This is a genomic window from Roseovarius sp. CH_XMU1461 (assembly GCF_037027165.1).
Taxonomy (GTDB): Bacteria; Pseudomonadota; Alphaproteobacteria; order Rhodobacterales; family Rhodobacteraceae; genus Roseovarius; species Roseovarius nubinhibens.
Map to the genome: position 1 here is coordinate 47,660 of NZ_JAYMDV010000002.1, position 15,137 is coordinate 62,796.

15 protein-coding genes and 1 riboswitch are annotated in these 15,137 nt (G+C 64.5%); of the genes, 13 read left to right on the forward strand and 2 right to left on the reverse strand.

Features of this window, described 5'->3' with window-relative positions:
• Nucleotides 1-79 precede the first annotated feature (79 nt).
• Genes fabA through WA237_RS05655 form a run of 3 tightly spaced genes read left to right on the forward strand, consistent with a single transcriptional unit; the run spans nucleotide 80 to nucleotide 2,643 of the window.
• Nucleotides 80-589 carry a bifunctional 3-hydroxydecanoyl-ACP dehydratase/trans-2-decenoyl-ACP isomerase gene (gene fabA / locus WA237_RS05645; protein ID WP_009812186.1) on the forward strand — a complete coding sequence of 170 codons (510 nt, stop codon included), beginning with the start codon at nucleotides 80-82 and terminating at the stop codon, nucleotides 587-589.
• A gap of 26 nt (nucleotides 590-615) precedes the next feature.
• Nucleotides 616-1,845 carry a beta-ketoacyl-ACP synthase I gene (gene fabB, locus WA237_RS05650; protein WP_336096979.1) on the forward strand — a complete coding sequence of 410 codons (1,230 nt, stop codon included), beginning with the start codon at nucleotides 616-618 and terminating at the stop codon, nucleotides 1,843-1,845.
• Nucleotides 1,846-1,863: 18 nt separating this feature from the next.
• Nucleotides 1,864-2,643 (forward strand): enoyl-ACP reductase FabI, encoded by a 780-nt coding sequence (locus WA237_RS05655; protein WP_009812184.1) that lies wholly within the window; start codon nucleotides 1,864-1,866, stop codon nucleotides 2,641-2,643.
• A gap of 289 nt (nucleotides 2,644-2,932) precedes the next feature.
• Here WA237_RS05655 and WA237_RS05660 read toward each other — a convergent pair whose 3' ends face one another.
• The gene (locus WA237_RS05660) at nucleotides 2,933-3,802 is read right to left on the reverse strand and encodes a glycosyltransferase family 2 protein (RefSeq protein ID WP_336096980.1); all 870 of its coding nucleotides are present in this window, start codon (nucleotides 3,800-3,802) and stop codon (nucleotides 2,933-2,935) included.
• 108 nt (nucleotides 3,803-3,910) lie between these two features.
• On the opposite strand from WA237_RS05660, the gene miaB reads away from it, so the two are divergent.
• From miaB to trmB, 10 genes are all read left to right on the forward strand, one after another.
• On the forward strand, nucleotides 3,911-5,233 hold the full coding sequence (gene miaB / locus WA237_RS05665; protein WP_336096981.1) for a tRNA (N6-isopentenyl adenosine(37)-C2)-methylthiotransferase MiaB: 1,323 nt from the start codon (nucleotides 3,911-3,913) through the stop codon (nucleotides 5,231-5,233).
• A 345-nt stretch (nucleotides 5,234-5,578) separates the two neighbouring features.
• Nucleotides 5,579-6,076, forward strand: a complete 498-nt coding sequence (locus WA237_RS05670; RefSeq protein ID WP_246557921.1) for an OmpA family protein — start codon at nucleotides 5,579-5,581, stop codon at nucleotides 6,074-6,076.
• 12 nt (nucleotides 6,077-6,088) lie between these two features.
• On the forward strand, nucleotides 6,089-6,385 hold the full coding sequence (locus WA237_RS05675) for a hypothetical protein (RefSeq protein ID WP_336096982.1): 297 nt from the start codon (nucleotides 6,089-6,091) through the stop codon (nucleotides 6,383-6,385).
• Nucleotides 6,386-6,546: 161 nt separating this feature from the next.
• Nucleotides 6,547-7,560, forward strand: a complete 1,014-nt coding sequence (locus WA237_RS05680; RefSeq protein WP_050754088.1) for a PhoH family protein — start codon at nucleotides 6,547-6,549, stop codon at nucleotides 7,558-7,560.
• A gap of 28 nt (nucleotides 7,561-7,588) precedes the next feature.
• Nucleotides 7,589-8,650, forward strand: a complete 1,062-nt coding sequence (locus tag WA237_RS05685) for an oxidoreductase family protein (RefSeq protein ID WP_336096983.1) — start codon at nucleotides 7,589-7,591, stop codon at nucleotides 8,648-8,650.
• Entirely contained in the window at nucleotides 8,647-9,147 is a 501-nt protein-coding gene (gene ybeY, locus WA237_RS05690) for an rRNA maturation RNase YbeY (protein ID WP_336096984.1), read from the forward strand. Before WA237_RS05685 ends, ybeY begins: the two co-directional genes overlap by 4 nt.
• Before the next feature lie 36 nt (nucleotides 9,148-9,183).
• Entirely contained in the window at nucleotides 9,184-10,083 is a 900-nt protein-coding gene (locus tag WA237_RS05695) for a hemolysin family protein (RefSeq protein WP_040617739.1), read from the forward strand.
• Entirely contained in the window at nucleotides 10,080-11,588 is a 1,509-nt protein-coding gene (gene lnt / locus WA237_RS05700) for an apolipoprotein N-acyltransferase (RefSeq protein WP_336096985.1), read from the forward strand. The genes WA237_RS05695 and lnt overlap by 4 nt, the downstream gene beginning before the upstream one ends.
• Nucleotides 11,589-11,598: 10 nt before the next feature.
• A riboswitch (SAM-SAH riboswitch) is annotated at nucleotides 11,599-11,646 on the forward strand.
• A gap of 5 nt (nucleotides 11,647-11,651) precedes the next feature.
• Complete coding sequence (metK, locus tag WA237_RS05705) at nucleotides 11,652-12,818, forward strand: methionine adenosyltransferase (protein ID WP_286908590.1); 1,167 nt, start codon at nucleotides 11,652-11,654, stop codon at nucleotides 12,816-12,818.
• Between the two features lie 188 nt (nucleotides 12,819-13,006).
• Entirely contained in the window at nucleotides 13,007-13,735 is a 729-nt protein-coding gene (trmB, locus tag WA237_RS05710; RefSeq protein ID WP_216016809.1) for a tRNA (guanosine(46)-N7)-methyltransferase TrmB, read from the forward strand.
• A gap of 40 nt (nucleotides 13,736-13,775) precedes the next feature.
• Here trmB and argE read toward each other — a convergent pair whose 3' ends face one another.
• Nucleotides 13,776-14,945, reverse strand: a complete 1,170-nt coding sequence (gene argE / locus WA237_RS05715; protein ID WP_336096986.1) for an acetylornithine deacetylase — start codon at nucleotides 14,943-14,945, stop codon at nucleotides 13,776-13,778.
• Between the last annotated feature and the right edge of the window lie 192 nt (nucleotides 14,946-15,137).

A 15,137-nucleotide genomic window follows, 5' to 3' on the forward strand; every position in this document is an offset into this window, starting at 1 on the left:
TCGGACGCGCTTGCATGGTCGTTGCCGCCGATGTTAGAGGGACTTAAAGACCGGCACCAGAAATGAGAAGGATGCCTACATGGCCGATTACCCGAGCAGCTTCGATAAGGACGATCTGCTGAAATGTGCGCGTGGCGAGTTGTTTGGCCCGGGCAACGCACAGCTTCCCGAACCGCCGATGCTGATGATGGATCGGATCACCGATATCAGCGCCGACCGCGGTGACCATGGCAAGGGTCATGTGGTTGCCGAATTCGACATCACCCCGGACCTGTGGTTCTTTGACTGCCACTTCCCCGGCAACCCGATCATGCCCGGCTGTCTCGGCCTGGATGGGCTGTGGCAGCTCACCGGGTTCAACCTCGGCTGGCGCGGCTGGCAGGGGCGGGGCTATGCGCTCGGCGTCGGCGAAGTCAAGCTCACCGGGATGGTGCGGCCGGATCGCAAGATGCTCACCTATTACGTGGATTTCACCAAAGCCGTGCAAACCCGGCGTCTCACCATGGGGGTGGCCGATGGTCGGGTCGAGGCCGATGGCGAGGTGATCTATCAGGTCAAGGATATGAAGGTCGCTCTTTCCGAGAGCTAAACCATCACTGAAAAAAGGAGGCAGCCATGCGCCGCGTGGTCGTGACAGGGCTGGGGATCGTATCCTCGATCGGCAACAATGCCGAGGAGGTACTCGCCTCGCTCAAGGCGGGTCGATCGGGGATCACCGCCAATGAGGACATGAAGGAACACGGGTTCCGCAGCCATGTGGCGGGGGCCGTCAATCTGGATGTGTCGGAGCATGTGGACAAGCGCACGCTGCGGTTCATGGGGCCGGGGGCGGCCTATGCCCATATCGCGATGAGCCAGGCGATTGCCGATGCCGGGCTCGAGGAGAGCGATATCGTCAACCCGCGCACCGGGCTCATCGCCGGGTCGGGCGGGCCGTCGACCAGCGCCATGTTGGCGGCGCATCAGACCGTGCTCAAAACCGGATCGACCAAGCGGATCGGGCCCTTTGCGGTGCCGAAAACCATGTGTTCGACGATCTCGGCCAACCTGTCGACGGCGTTCAAGATCAAGGGGATCAACTATTCGATCACCTCGGCCTGTTCGACGAGCCTGCATTGCATCGGCAATGCCGCCGAGCAGATCATGATGGGCAAGCAGGATGTGATGTTCGCGGGCGGCGGCGAAGAGCTCGACTGGACGCTGTCGTGCCTGTTTGACGCGATGGGCGCGATGTCGTCGAAATTCAACGACACGCCGGAACGTGCGAGCCGGGCCTTTGATGTGGATCGCGACGGGTTCGTGATCTCGGGCGGCGGCGGCATTCTGGTGCTCGAAGAGCTCGATCACGCGCGGGCGCGCGGGGCCAAGATCTATGCCGAGGTCACCGGCTTTGGCGCCACCTCGGACGGGGCCGACATGGTCGCGCCGTCGGGCGAGGGCGGCGAGCGGGCCATGCGGCTGGCGCTCGATGGGCTGCCTGAGGGCAGAAAAGTGAGCTATATCAACGCACACGGCACGTCGACCCCGGTGGGTGACGTGGGCGAAGTGGAGGCGGTGCGCCGGGTCTTTGGCGAGGGGGCGACACCGCCGATTTCCTCGACCAAGTCGATGACCGGCCACAGTCAGGGCGCGACCGGCGCGCAGGAGGCGGTCTATTGCCTGCTGGCGCTCGAGCATGATTTCATCATCCCCTCGATCAATGTCGACACGCTCGACCCGGCCTTGAAGCCGGAAGAGATCGCGACGGCGCGGGTCGACAATGCCGGGCTCGACACGGTGATGACCAACAGTTTTGGCTTTGGCGGCACGAATGGCTCGATGCTGCTGAGCAAGTTTCAAGGGTAGGGTAAAGCTATGGGTGCAATGAAGGGCCAACGCGGCCTGATCATGGGGGTGGCAAATGACCGCTCCATCGCGTGGGGCATCGCCAAGGCCATGCATGAGGCCGGCGCCGAGCTCGCCTTTTCCTACCAGGGCGAAGCCTTTGGCAAGCGGCTCGAGCCGCTGGCGGAAAGCGTCGGATCGGATCTGCTGCTCGATGTGGATGTGACCGATGATGCCTCGCTCGATGCGGCGTTCGAGGCGCTGCAAGCGCGCTGGGACAGCATTGACTTTGTCGTCCATGCCATTGCTTTCTCGGATAAATCCGAATTGACGGGGCGGTTCCTTAACACCAGCCGCGCCAATTTCAAACATTCGATGGATATCTCGGCCTATAGCTTTATCGACGTGGCGCGGCGCGCCTATCCGTTGATGAAGGAGAAGGGCGGCAGCCTGATCACGCTCACCTATCAAGGGTCGAACCGGGTGGTGCCGAACTACAATGTGATGGGGGTCGCCAAGGCGGCGCTGGAGAGCGCGACGCGCTATCTCGCCAATGACCTCGGCCCCGATGGCATCCGCGTCAATGCGATCTCGCCCGGGCCGATGAAAACCCTAGCGGGCGCGGCAATCGGCGGCGCGCGGCGGACCTATAAGCATTGCGATCAGAACGCGCCCTTGCGGGCCAATGCGACGCTTGAGGCGGTGGGGGGGACTGCGGTCTATCTCGCCTCTGAGGCGGGGGCCTGCACCACCGGCGAGATCATCCGGGTCGATGGCGGGTTCCATGTGCTGGGCATGCCGCAGGCGGACAATCTCTGAGCCTCTGAGCGGCTCAGACTGTGACATTTGAGACCGGCCGTGGGGGCGATCCCGCGGCCGGTTTTCGTTGTTAAGCTTTTGGGCCGCAGGGGCGGAGGGGGTGAAAATGGCGGGTCGGTGACGCGTCGGTATTACGGCGGTATTGCGACTGTGGGGGTTTGGGGCCGGAGTGCGACCGGCGGTGTTAAGGATTGCGGCCTGGCCGGGGGCCAGCCCCCGGACCCCCGGGATATTTTTTGGCCAGAAGAAGCGGGGGGGAAGCGGGGGGCGGGGTGTTGGGCGCGTCAGTTCAGAACCACTGGCCGGGTTCCATGAGGCCGAGGTCGAGAAGTTGGCGCGAGTGCCATTCGAAGGGCGTCGAATTGTGCCATTTGAAGGTCTGGATGTCGAAGGTCGAGCCGGGGTTCTGTTTCAGCGCCTTGGCGGTGCGGAAGGAGACGATGGCCGAGGTCAGGTTGTTGTGCCAGGGGCAGGCGTAGGTGTTGTATTCCTCGTCCGAGAAGGTGTGGTCGGGGCGCAGGGTGAGGCCGTCCTTGGCGCGGAAGAGGGCGATGCGGTCGATCTTGCGCCGGGGCGCGGGGATATGTTCCTCGTAGCGCCAGCGCAGCCCGCCGTAGAAATCGAGCTGGCGGTCCTTGGGGTGGTTGTGATTGGCCGCATCGAGCCGGGCCAGCGCGTAATAGCCGGTGCGGTCGAGAAGCGCGGTTTCCAGCGAGACGGCATTGGGGAAGCGGTCGAGATCGTCGGCATAGAGATCGACCACATAGCTCAGCATCGCGTCGCGGCGTTCTTCGGCATGGAAGGCCAGAAGCTCGGCCACGTTGCGGGTCTCGCAGAACGGGTAGAAGAGATATTCGGCGTTGAAGCAGTAATAGAGCCATTGGCCGGCGGCCAGCGGGATGATCTTGTTGATCGCGGTCACGTAATCATCGCCACGGGTGCGGTCGAAGGAGATGCGGTGCACCTCTTCGGCGACGTCGGGCGCGAGCGGGAAGGGATCGGGGGCGAAGACCAGCACCGATTTGAAGCCCGCGTCGAGATGGTGGCGCAGGGTGCTGTCGATCTCGGTGTCGTCTTCGAGAAAAACGAGCGCGATCGGCCCTTTCGCCAGCAGGTCGCGGCCATTTGTGAGGAAATCGTCAAACTGGGAGAACTGCATATCGGGCCTCGGGCGTTTTCGTCAAAGACTGGGGGAAATGCCCTTGCATTGCAAGTGCTCCGGCATCTGATATAGCAAGCGCCCAAAGCGCGATCCGGGAGAGACAGCATGTCCGATGCCAAGAAACTCTATATCAAGACCTATGGCTGTCAGATGAATGTCTATGACAGCGAGCGCATGGCGGAGGCGCTGGGCGGGCAGGGCTATGTCGAGACCCAGAGCCCGGAAGAGGCGGATATGATTCTGCTCAACACCTGCCATATCCGCGAGAAAGCGGCGGAAAAGGTCTATTCCGAGCTGGGCCGGATGCGCGGTCTCAAGGAGGCCAAGCCCGATCTCAAGATCGGCGTGGCGGGCTGTGTCGCGCAGGCCGAGGGCGAAGAGATCATGCGGCGGCAGCCGCTGGTCGATCTGGTGGTCGGCCCGTCGAGCTATCACCGGCTGCCGGAGATGGAAGAGAAGACGCGGCAGGGCCAGAAGGCGCTGGTCACCGATTTTCCCGAAGAGGACAAGTTTGCCCGGCTCAAGGGGCGGCCCAAGGCGCAGCGGGGGCCGAGCGCCTTTCTCAGCGTGCAGGAGGGCTGTGACAAGTTCTGTGCCTTCTGCGTGGTGCCCTATACGCGGGGCGCGGAATATAGCCGCCCGGTCAAGGCGGTTCTCGACGAGGCGCGCGATCTGATCGAGCGCGGGGTGCGCGAGATCACCCTGCTCGGGCAGAATGTGAACGCCTATCACGGCGAGGGGCCGGATGGGGCGGAATGGGGGCTGGCGCGGCTGATCTGGGAGCTGGACAAGCTCGACGGGTTGCAGCGCATCCGGTTCACCACCAGCCATCCCAACGACATGGATGCGGCGCTCATCGAGGCGCTGGGGAGCTGTGCCAAGCTGATGCCCTATCTGCATCTGCCGGTGCAGTCGGGGTCGGACCGGATCCTCAAGCGGATGAACCGCAGCCATACGGCCGAGAGCTATTTGCGGCTGATGGAGGAGATCCGCGCGGCGCGGCCCGATATCGTGCTGTCCGGCGATTTCATCGTGGGCTTTCCGGAAGAGACCGAAGAGGATTTTCAGGCGACGCTCGACCTCGTGGAGGCGGTGAAATACGGCTATGCCTATTCGTTCAAATATTCGACCCGGCCCGGCACCCCGGCGGCAGAGCGGGCGCAGGTCGAAGAGGCGGTCAAGACCGAGCGGCTCGGACGGTTGCAGGATCTGATCACCCGGCATCAGCGCGAAATCCAGGACGGCATGGTCGGGCGCGAGATGAGCGTCTTGTTCGAAAAGCCGGGGCGGTTCGAGGGGCAGATGGTCGGCAAGTCGGATTACCTGCATGCGGTCCATGTCAAAGATGCGCCGGTTGCGGTGGGCGATCTGCGCCGGGTGCGGATCGTCGAGAGCATGACCAACTCGTTGGCAGGCGAATTGATCTGAGGTCTCATCGGGGCGTGTGGCGCGGGCGCTGGGGCGCGGCCAAAGGTTAACGTGCCCGGGTCTGAAACAATTGGTCGGGACGCAGCATATTGTTGCTGAAACGCGCGAGGGTAGCATCCTTTGATTGTATGCGCTTTGGCCTGCCCGTTTTAGGCTTCACAAGTTAAGGAAAGCTGGTAAGGTCGCAAGATAATATAGTCTGGCGGCAAACTGGGTGTGTGAAACATTGATCTGTGTGGCCGCCTTGGGGGAACAGATAGAAGGATAGAGGCTGTGACGGAGAGATTTTCTACGTCCGCGCGACGCATCATTGGTGGCTTTGCGGCCATGGCTCTTGGGGTCACGATGCTTGTCGCAGGTACACCGATTGAGGCGCAGAGCCGCAAGAACGACTATACACCGACAATCTGGGTTGATCCGGACGGGTGCGAGCATTGGGTCATGGACGATGGCTGGGAAGGCTATATGTCGCCCCATACCAACCGTCAGGGCATTCCGGTCTGCCGCCGGGGCAATGTCTGTGGCGTGATGAATTCCGACCAGCTCTTTGCCACCGACAGCGCCAATATCAGCCCGTCGGGCCGGGCGCGGCTGCAGCAGTTTTTCCGCGACGCCAATGCGGTGTCCTATATCATCACGGGCCACACCGACAGCCGGGCCTCGGATGCTTATAACATGAACCTGTCGCTGCGCCGGGCCAATTCGGTGGCGCGGGTGGCGGTCCAGACCGGCGCGCGTATCGCCGATGTCCGGGGCTATGGCGAACGGATGCCCAAGGCATCGAACGCAACGGCGGCGGGCATGCAGGCCAACCGGCGCGTTGAAATCATCTGCATCCGCTAAGGGGACGAGATCATGAAACTGACCAAAATCACGCTCGCCCTGACCGCGGCAATCGCGCTTGGCGCCTGCGACGACAAGCAGAACAAGACCGTTGACCGCGGCTTTGACAGCAAGCACCTGAGCCAGCTCAAGGCCGGGATCTGGGTCGATCCCAATGGCTGTGACCACTGGATCATCGACGACGGCATCGAAGGCTATCTGTCGCAGCGTCTCGACAAATATGGCAAGCCGGTCTGTTCCGGCGTGGCGCCGCCGAACACGGCGGTGGGCCCCTATAACAAAGGCACGACCGTCCCCGATCCGATCTGATGTCGGGCGACAGCCAGCACAACCAAGGGCCGCGTCTCCGAAAGGGGCGCGGCTTTTTTCTGCCGATTTCGTCAGTATGGCAATGATCGGGGCATTCTGCCTTGCGCCAGGGGCGGCGAGGGGGCACGATGAGTTATGACACTTGTTTTGGGGAGCATTGATTGTCTACGACAACGCTGACGCCTGAGCCCGACCACTCTGCCATTGGCGAGGAGGTCATTGAATTTCCAGACAACTTTTTGTTGATCGATCTGTGCGGAGAGCATGATCGGAACCTGGCCGAGATCGAGCGCGCGATGGGTGTGCAGATTCTCCGCCGGGGCAATCAGCTTGCGGTCTTCGGTGAGGCCGAGCCGCGGGCGGAGGCGATCGAGGTGTTGCGGGCGCTTTATGCGCGGCTCGAAGGGGGCAAGGGGCTCGAACCCGGCGACATCGACCGCGAATTGCGCATGGGCCACCCCGCCGAGGGCGAGAGCGGCACCGAGCGGCAGCTCGAGATGTTTCAGGGCGGGCGGGTCGAGATCAAGACCCGCAAGAAGCTCGTGGAGCCGCGCACCGAGGCGCAGAAGGCCTATGTCACCTCGCTCTTTCAGAATGAGATGGCCTTTGGCATCGGGCCTGCGGGCACCGGCAAGACCTATCTTGCGGTGGCGGTGGGGGTGAACATGTTCATCAACGGCATGGTCGACAAGATCATTCTCAGCCGTCCGGCGGTGGAGGCGGGCGAGAAGCTCGGCTATCTGCCCGGCGACATGAAGGAGAAGGTCGATCCCTATATGCAGCCGCTCTATGACGCGCTGAATGATTTTCTGCCGGGCAAGCAGCTCGCCAAGCTGATGGAAGAGAAGAAGATCGAGATCGCGCCGCTGGCCTTCATGCGGGGGCGGACGCTGGCCAATGCCTTTGTGGTGCTCGACGAGGCGCAGAACGCCACCTCGATGCAGATGAAGATGTTCCTGACCCGGTTGGGCGAGGGCTCGCGCATGGTGATCACCGGCGACCGCAGCCAGGTCGACCTGCCGCGCGGGGTGACCAGCGGGTTGCGCGACGCCGAGCGGCTTCTCGATGGGATCAAGGGCATCAGCTTTAACTACTTCACCGCCAAGGATGTGGTGCGTCACCCGCTTGTGGCGGCGATCATCGAAGCGTATGAGGCGGACGATCCGGCGAGCTGACCGGAGACCCGCCCGAAGGCAGACAGACATGACCGCGCCGTTGCGACATCGCGCCCCTGAGGCGTCTTCGCCCCATGCCGTGCCGCTGGGGCCGGAGGGCGTGACGCGGGGCTGGCTCGGGGCGGCGCTGGGATCTGATGTGAGCGACCTGCGGCTGGTCCGGGTGGGGGTGGACGAAGGGTTCACCGGCACGCGGCTCTACCGGGCGGAGATCGGCGGCGGGGCCTCGGTGATCGTCAAGCTCGCGTCGGAGGATGCGGCGCTGCGGGCGCGGTTCGCGGCCGAGAATGCCCGCGAGGTCGCGTTTTATCATCATTATGCCGAAGGCCTGCCGGTGCCGCGCTGTTATCACGCGGCGAGCGATGCCGAGGCCGGAGCCAGCGTTGTGGTGCTCGAAGACCTTGGGGGCGCGCGGTCGGTGCCTTTCGTGACCGGGCTCAGCCGGGCGGAGGCCGAGGCGGCGGTGCGGGCGCTGGCGCGTTGCCATGCGGCGCATTGGGGGGCGGCGGGATTGGCCGATCTGCCCGGCGCGGCGGTGGCGGAAGAACTGGGCTTTGCTGCCTGCTGGGACGGCTATGCGCAGGCGTTGCAGGCGCTGTTGCCGGGGGCGGACCTCTCGCCCGAGGTGCTGGCGCTGGGCGCGGCCATGGCGCGGGATGCGGCGGCGGTTCTGGGGCCGATCCTCGACGACGGCGTTTTGACGCTGCGCCATGGCGATGTGCAGGCGGATAACCTGATGTTCGACGGCCCGAGCGCGGTGCTCCTGGATTGGCAATTCATGGCGCGGGGGCGGGGCGGCTCTGATCTCGCCTATCTGCTGATCTCGTCGCTGCAGCCCGAGGCGCGGCGGGCGCATGAAGAGGCGCTGATCGCCTGTTATCTCAACGCGCTGGAGGCGCAGGGCATCGCCTATGAGCGCGCGGCGCTTTGGCGCGATTATCGGCGCGGCGTGGCGGTCAAGCTCTTGATGAGCGTGGTGGCGACGGTGGGCATGGACAATCAGGGCGCGGCGAAACAGGCGTGGCGGCGGGCCGATCTGGCGCGGCTCTTGGCCTTTGCGGCGGATCATGGCGCGGGAGAGGCGGCATGAGCGATCTGGTGGATCTGATGATCGAGGCCGAGGGCTGGGAGGCGCTGCCGCTGGCGGCGCTGGCCGAGCGTGCGGCCAAGGCGACGCTAGGGCATCTCGGGCTCGATGCGCAGGACTGGGAAATCAGCCTGCTCGCCTGTGATGATGCGCGGATTGCCGGTCTCAATGAAGAGTTTCGCGACAAGCCGCGACCGACGAATGTGCTCAGCTGGCCGTCGGAGGAACGCGGCGCCGAGACCCCCGGCGCGCGGCCCGATCTGCCCGAACCGGGGTTTGATCCCGAGCTTGGCGATATCGCGATTTCCTGGGAGACCTGCGCCGCCGAGGCGCGCGCCGCGGGCAAGCCGATCGAGGACCATGTGACGCATCTGATTGTTCACGCGGTGTTACATCTTTTAGGCTATGATCATATTCGTGACCAAGATGCCACTTTGATGGAAGCAGAAGAGGTGGTGATACTTGGCAATTTGGGGTTAGATGACCCATATAGTGTGTGACATTGGGGGCTGAGCCCCGGTTTTGGAAAGAGAGAGATGGGCGACAGTACAGACGGGTCTTCTATGGCAGCGCAGAGCGCGCAGCCGGAAACTGGCGAAGACGGCGAGGAACGGGGCGGGTTTTTCACCCGTATTTTCGGGGCTCTGAGCCCTGACAGCGAGGAACAGGACGCGCCGGAGGCTCGGGCCGAGGCGACATCGGATGTTCCCGGCATGTTCAATCTAAGCCGCAAGACGGTCGAAGACGTGGCCATTCCCAAGGCCGATATCGTCTGTGTGCCCACCACCATCACCAAGGATGAGCTGGTGCAGGTGTTCCGCGACAGCGGCATGTCGCGCCTGCCGGTTTATAAGGGCACGCTCGACACGCCGCAGGGGATGGTTCACCTCAAGGATTTCGCGCTCAAACACGGGTTCAACGGCAATAGCGGGCGGTTCTCGCTCAGCCAGCTGTTGCGGCCGATGTTCTATGTGCCGCCGTCGATGCCGATCGGCGTGCTGCTCGCCAAGATGCAGAGCGAACGGCGGCATATGGCGCTCGTCATTGACGAATATGGCGGGGTGGATGGGCTGCTGACCATCGAGGACCTCATAGAACAGGTCATCGGCGAGATCGAAGATGAGCATGACATCGACGAGGGCGCCTATTGGAGCGAGGAAAAGCCGGGAAGCTATCTGGCGCTGGCCAAGACCCCGCTCGAAGAGTTCGAGGCCGAGACCGGGCTGCGTCTGACCGAGATGGAAGATGTGGATGAGGAAGAGATCGACACGCTCGGCGGGCTGATCTTCATGATGCTTGGCCGGGTGCCGGTGCGCGGCGAGGTGATTGAACATCCTTCCGAGGCCGTGTTCGAAGTGGTCGAGGCCGATCCGCGCCGGATCAAGCGGCTGCGGGTGCGGGTGCCCGAGACGAAACAGGCCGGAGGCGCCGGGTGAGCGAATGGCGCCGACGCGGGCTCTTGGCGCTGGCCGGGGTCGGGATGGGCGCCGGGCAGGCGCCCTTTTCTCTGTGGTGGCTGGCGCTTCTGGCGCTCGCTGCGGTGCTGTGGCTCTTACCCGGGGCGGCAAGCCTGCGCGGCGCGGCGCTGCGCGGCTGGTGGGCGGGCGCGGGCTATGTGCTCGCCACGCATTTCTGGATCATTGACCCGTTTCTGGTGGACCCGGTGCGCCATGGCTGGATGGCGCCTTTTGCGCTCTTGGGCATGGCGGGGGGGCTGGCGCTCATCTTCGGGGCGGGGACGGCGCTGGCGCATTGGCTGGGCTGGAGCACGCGGAGCCGGGCGCTGGCGCTCATCCCGGCCTTGCTGCTGGCCGAGCTTTTCCGCGCCTATGGGCTGACCGGGTTTCCCTGGGCGCCTTTGGGGTCGCTCTGGCTCGAGACGCCGGTGGCGCAGACGGCGGCGCTCTGGGGGGTGCATGGGCTGGGGGCGATGACGCTTTGCCTGCTGCTGGTGCCGATGGCGCTGCGGGCGCGGCCCGGGCAGGCCGCCGGGGCGGCGGTTTTGTCGCTCGCCACCGTGGCCGGGCTCTGGCTCTGGGGCGCGGGGCGGATGGCCGCGCCGCAAGAGCCCACCGGGCAGGTGGTGCGGGTGGTCCAGCCCAATGCGGCGCAGCATCTCAAATGGGATCCGGCCTATATGCCGATCTTTTTCAACCGGGCGCGCGAGTTGACGGCGATTGCCGGGCCCGAGGGCACGCGGCCCGATCTCATCGTCTGGCCCGAGACCTCGGTGCCGGCGCTGTTGCACCATGCCGACAATCTCATCGCCGCCATCGAAGAGGCGGCGCAGGGCGTGCCGGTGCTCTTTGGCGTGCAGCGCAGCGAGGCGGGGCTTTACTACAATTCGCTGGGCGCGCTGCGCGAGGGCGAGGTGCAGATCTATGACAAGCGGCATCTGGTGCCCTTTGGCGAATACATGCCCTTTGGCGAGCTGTTGAGCCAATGGGGGATCACCCATCTCGCCTCGGCTCAGGGCTATGGCTATGCGCCGGGGCCGGAGGGGCAGGCGCTGCTCGATCTCGGACCGCTGGGCAAGGGGCTGCCGCTGATCTGCTATGAGGGGATTTTCCCGCAGGATCTGCGCGGCTTTCCCGAGCGGGCCGATTGGCTGGTGCTGGTGACCAATGACGCGTGGTTCGGGCAGTTGACCATGCCCTATGCCCATCTCGATCAGGCCCGGATGCGGGCCATCGAAACCGGGCTGCCGATGATCCGGGCGGCCAATACCGGGATTTCGGCGGTGATCGATGCCGAGGGCCGGGTGATCACGCGGCTGGGGCTGGGCGAGACCGGCTATGCCGATGCGCCGCTGCCGCCGCCGCGGGCCGAGACCCCCTATGCGCGGCAGGGCGACCTGCCGGTGTTGCTCTGGGGACTCGCATTTCTGCTGGCGTTGGGCGCGGGCCGAATAGCCATTGACCGCAGGCGGCGCGCGTCCTAACCAATCGCAATCCCCGTCACAACGGCTTCCTGGCGTGGCGGATGACCCTAATGGAGCGATTTCATGGCAAGACAGAACTACACCTTCACCTCTGAATCCGTGTCGGAGGGGCATCCCGACAAGGTGTGCGACCGCATTTCGGACGCGATCCTCGACAGTTTCCTGCGCGAGGAAGAAGACGCCCGCGTCGCCTGCGAGACCTTTGCCACATCCGGCATGGTGGTGATCGGCGGCGAGGTCGGCCTGTCCGACCAGGAAAAGCTCAAGAATTACATGGGCCGCATCGGGCAGATCGCCCGCGATTGCATCAAGGACATCGGCTATGAGCAGGAGAAGTTCCACTGGAACACCTGCCATGTGCTGAACTTCCTGCATGAGCAATCGGCCCATATCGCGCAGGGCGTGGACAAGGACGGTGCCGGCGATCAGGGCATCATGTTCGGCTTTGCCACCAATGAGACGCCCGAGCTGATGCCGGCGCCCATCCAGTACGCCCATGCGATCCTGCGGCGGCTGGCCGAGGTGCGCAAATCCGGCGCCGAGCCGACGCTGCGCCCCGACGCCAAGAGCCAGCTCTCGGTGGTCTATGAAGATGGCAAGCCGGTGGGGGTGAGCTCGATCGTGCTTTCCACCCAGCATGAGAGCGAAGACCAGTCGAGCGACGACATCCGCGCCATTGTCGAGCCCTATATCCGCGAAGTTCTGCCGCAGGGCTGGATCACGGATGCGACCGAATGGTGGGTGAACCCCACCGGCACCTTTGTCATCGGCGGCCCCGATGGCGACGCGGGCCTCACCGGGCGCAAGATCATCGTCGACACCTATGGCGGTGCTGCGCCGCATGGCGGCGGGGCCTTCTCGGGCAAGGACCCGACCAAGGTCGACCGCTCGGCGGCCTATGCGGCGCGCTATCTGGCCAAGAACGTGGTCGCTGCCGGCATGGCCGAGCGCTGCACCATCCAGCTCAGCTATGCGATCGGGGTGAGCAAGCCGCTGTCGATCTATGCCGACACCCATGGCACCGGCGAGCTTGCCGATGCCGAGATCGAACGGGCGGTGGCGCGGTCCATGGACCTGACGCCGCGCGGCATCCGCACCCATCTCGAGCTCAACAAGGCGATCTACGAGCGCACCGCGGCCTATGGCCATTTCGGCCGCGCCCCCGAAGACGATGGCGGCTTTAGCTGGGAACGCACCGATTTGGCGGAGACGCTCAAGAAAAACGCCTGATCCCGGCAGGGACAGGACAGAGGATCGGGGCGGCGCGGGGCAACCTGCGCCGCCCTGTCTCTTTCTTGCGGGGCCCCATCCTCTTTCTGGTGTCAAATACCCAAATCCGCCCCTAGCCCCGGCGCGCAGGGCTTTGGGAGGAGGGCTAGGGATTGCGCCCCGCGCCGCGCGGCGCTACATCGCGGCGCATGACGCAGGATGATGACACCCCCCAAACCCATGCCTCGGGCGCGCCCTGGCGGAATTTCTATGGCCGCTTCAAGGGCAAGACCCTGAAGGACAGCCAGAAACGCTATCTCGACGAGGATCTGGCGGCGCTGTCGCCGGGGCCGGTGGGCTGGGAGGAAAACCCCGAGCGGGTGGCTCTCGACCTTGAGGCGCGGTTTGGCAAGCGTCCGGTCTGGCTCGAGATCGGCTTTGGCGGTGGCGAGCATCTGGTGCATCAGGCGCAGTCCAATCCGGATGTGGCGATCATCGGTGCCGAGCCCTTTATCAACGGGGTGGCGATGCTGTTGGGCAAGATCCGCCGCGCCGGGGTTGAGAACCTGGCGGTGCATCCGGGCGATGCGCGCGATCTCTTTGACGTGCTGCCGGAGGCCAGTATCGAGCGGGCCTTTCTGCTCTATCCCGATCCCTGGCCCAAAAAGCGGCACCATCGTCGCCGGTTTGTCACGCCCGAGCATCTGGCGCCCTTGGCGCAGGTGATGAAGCCCGGCGCGATCCTGCGGGTGGCGACGGATATTCCCGATTACGTCCGCCAGACCCTCGAAGAGGTGCCGCGCCACGGGTTCGAATGGCTGGCCGAGGGGCCGAGCGATTGGCGCGAGAGCTGGGGCGACTGGATCAGCACGCGCTATGAGCAAAAGGCGCTGCGCGAGGGACGGGTGCCCCATTACCTGACGTTCCGCCGCCTGTAAGCGCGGCGCTCTGGGTATTTGACACCAGAAAGAGGCGGGGTCAGAGCCTGTCGCCCAGCCTGTCTCCGAGCCGGTCGAGCATGTCGAGGCATTGGCTCAGCTGATCGAGCGAGACATATTCATCGGCCTTATGGGCCTGTTCGATCGAGCCCGGCCCGCAGACCACCGCCGAGAGGCCATAATGCTGAAAGAGCCCGGCCTCGGTGCCAAAGGCCACCAGATCGGGGCGGGCGCCGCCGGTCAGCTCCAGCACGATGTCGCGGGCCTCATTGGCGTCGGCGGGTTCGAGCCCGGTCACTTCGGCGATCATTTCGGTGTCGATGCGGGCGTCGGGGTCGACCGCCTGCATGGCGGGCAGGAGCACATTGGCGCAATAGTCGCGCAGGTTCTCCTTGACGAAATCGGCGTCGGAATTTTGCACCGGGCGCATTTCCCAATCGACGCGGGCGGCGGAGGGGATGACGTTATGGGCGACGCCGCCGGTGAGCCCGCCGGTGTTGATCGTGGTCCAGGGCGGATCAAAGCGGCTGCTGGCGGGGGCGCGGGCGCGCAGCTCGTCCTTGAGGTCGAGCAGTCGGGTGACATAGCGGGCGGCATATTCGACCGCGTTGACGCCGCGATCGGGGGCCGAGCCATGGCCTGCGAGCCCGTGGAAATGGGTGGAATATTCGAAACAGCCCTTGTGGCCTTCGATGACGCGCATCGAGGTCGGCTCGCCGATGATGGCGAGGCCGGGGGTGAGGCCTTTGTCGCGCAGGCTCTGGATCAGGGCCTGACCGCCGAAACAGCCGGTTTCCTCGTCATAGGTGAAGGCGAAATGCAGCGGGCGCTCCTTGACCCGGCTGGCAAAGGAGGGGGCGAGCGCCACGCAGGCGGCGATAAAGCCCTTCATGTCACAGCTGCCGCGGCCATAGACCCGGTCGTCGCGCAGGTCGGCGAGGAAGGGATCGGTGGTCCAGTCCTGATCGGCCACCGGCACCACATCGGTATGGCCCGAGAGCACGATGCCGCCGTCGCGTTCGGGGCCGAGCGTGGCAAAGATATTGGCCTTGGCGCCGGTGTCGTCATGGAAGAGATCGACCCGCGCGCCGGCGGCGTCGAGCAGATCGGCCAGCGCCGCGATCATGTCGAGATTGCTCTGATCCGAGATGGTCGGATAGGCGATCATCTGTTCCAGAAGCTCGGTCGTGCGGGAGAGATGGTCGGACATGGCGGGCCTCTGGGATGGTCGTGTCGGGGGAGAGTGAAGCGCAATTAATCCGGGGTCAAGATCGGATTATTTTGAGGAAAATCAACCTATAGGAGAGTGAGTGTGCGCCCATGCAGTGTTGCAAATTTGACTCTTAAAACCGTTTGACTCCCGTGTGTTAGCGCGCGGCGCGCGGGACGCGACGCGCGAAGC

Coding starts and splice junctions, on each gene's coding strand:
- WA237_RS05660 (WP_336096980.1), bottom strand. CDS start 3,802: ATGCAGTTCTCCCAGTTTGACGATTTCCTCACAAATGGCCGCGACCTG.
- argE (WP_336096986.1), bottom strand. CDS start 14,945: ATGTCCGACCATCTCTCCCGCACGACCGAGCTTCTGGAACAGATGATC.
- miaB (WP_336096981.1), top strand. CDS start 3,911: ATGTCCGATGCCAAGAAACTCTATATCAAGACCTATGGCTGTCAGATG.
- WA237_RS05675 (WP_336096982.1), top strand. CDS start 6,089: ATGAAACTGACCAAAATCACGCTCGCCCTGACCGCGGCAATCGCGCTT.
- WA237_RS05695 (WP_040617739.1), top strand. CDS start 9,184: ATGGGCGACAGTACAGACGGGTCTTCTATGGCAGCGCAGAGCGCGCAG.
- metK (WP_286908590.1), top strand. CDS start 11,652: ATGGCAAGACAGAACTACACCTTCACCTCTGAATCCGTGTCGGAGGGG.
- WA237_RS05670 (WP_246557921.1), top strand. CDS start 5,579: ATGCTTGTCGCAGGTACACCGATTGAGGCGCAGAGCCGCAAGAACGAC.
- trmB (WP_216016809.1), top strand. CDS start 13,007: ATGACGCAGGATGATGACACCCCCCAAACCCATGCCTCGGGCGCGCCC.
- WA237_RS05655 (WP_009812184.1), top strand. CDS start 1,864: ATGAAGGGCCAACGCGGCCTGATCATGGGGGTGGCAAATGACCGCTCC.
- ybeY (WP_336096984.1), top strand. CDS start 8,647: ATGAGCGATCTGGTGGATCTGATGATCGAGGCCGAGGGCTGGGAGGCG.
- fabA (WP_009812186.1), top strand. CDS start 80: ATGGCCGATTACCCGAGCAGCTTCGATAAGGACGATCTGCTGAAATGT.
- WA237_RS05685 (WP_336096983.1), top strand. CDS start 7,589: ATGACCGCGCCGTTGCGACATCGCGCCCCTGAGGCGTCTTCGCCCCAT.
- fabB (WP_336096979.1), top strand. CDS start 616: ATGCGCCGCGTGGTCGTGACAGGGCTGGGGATCGTATCCTCGATCGGC.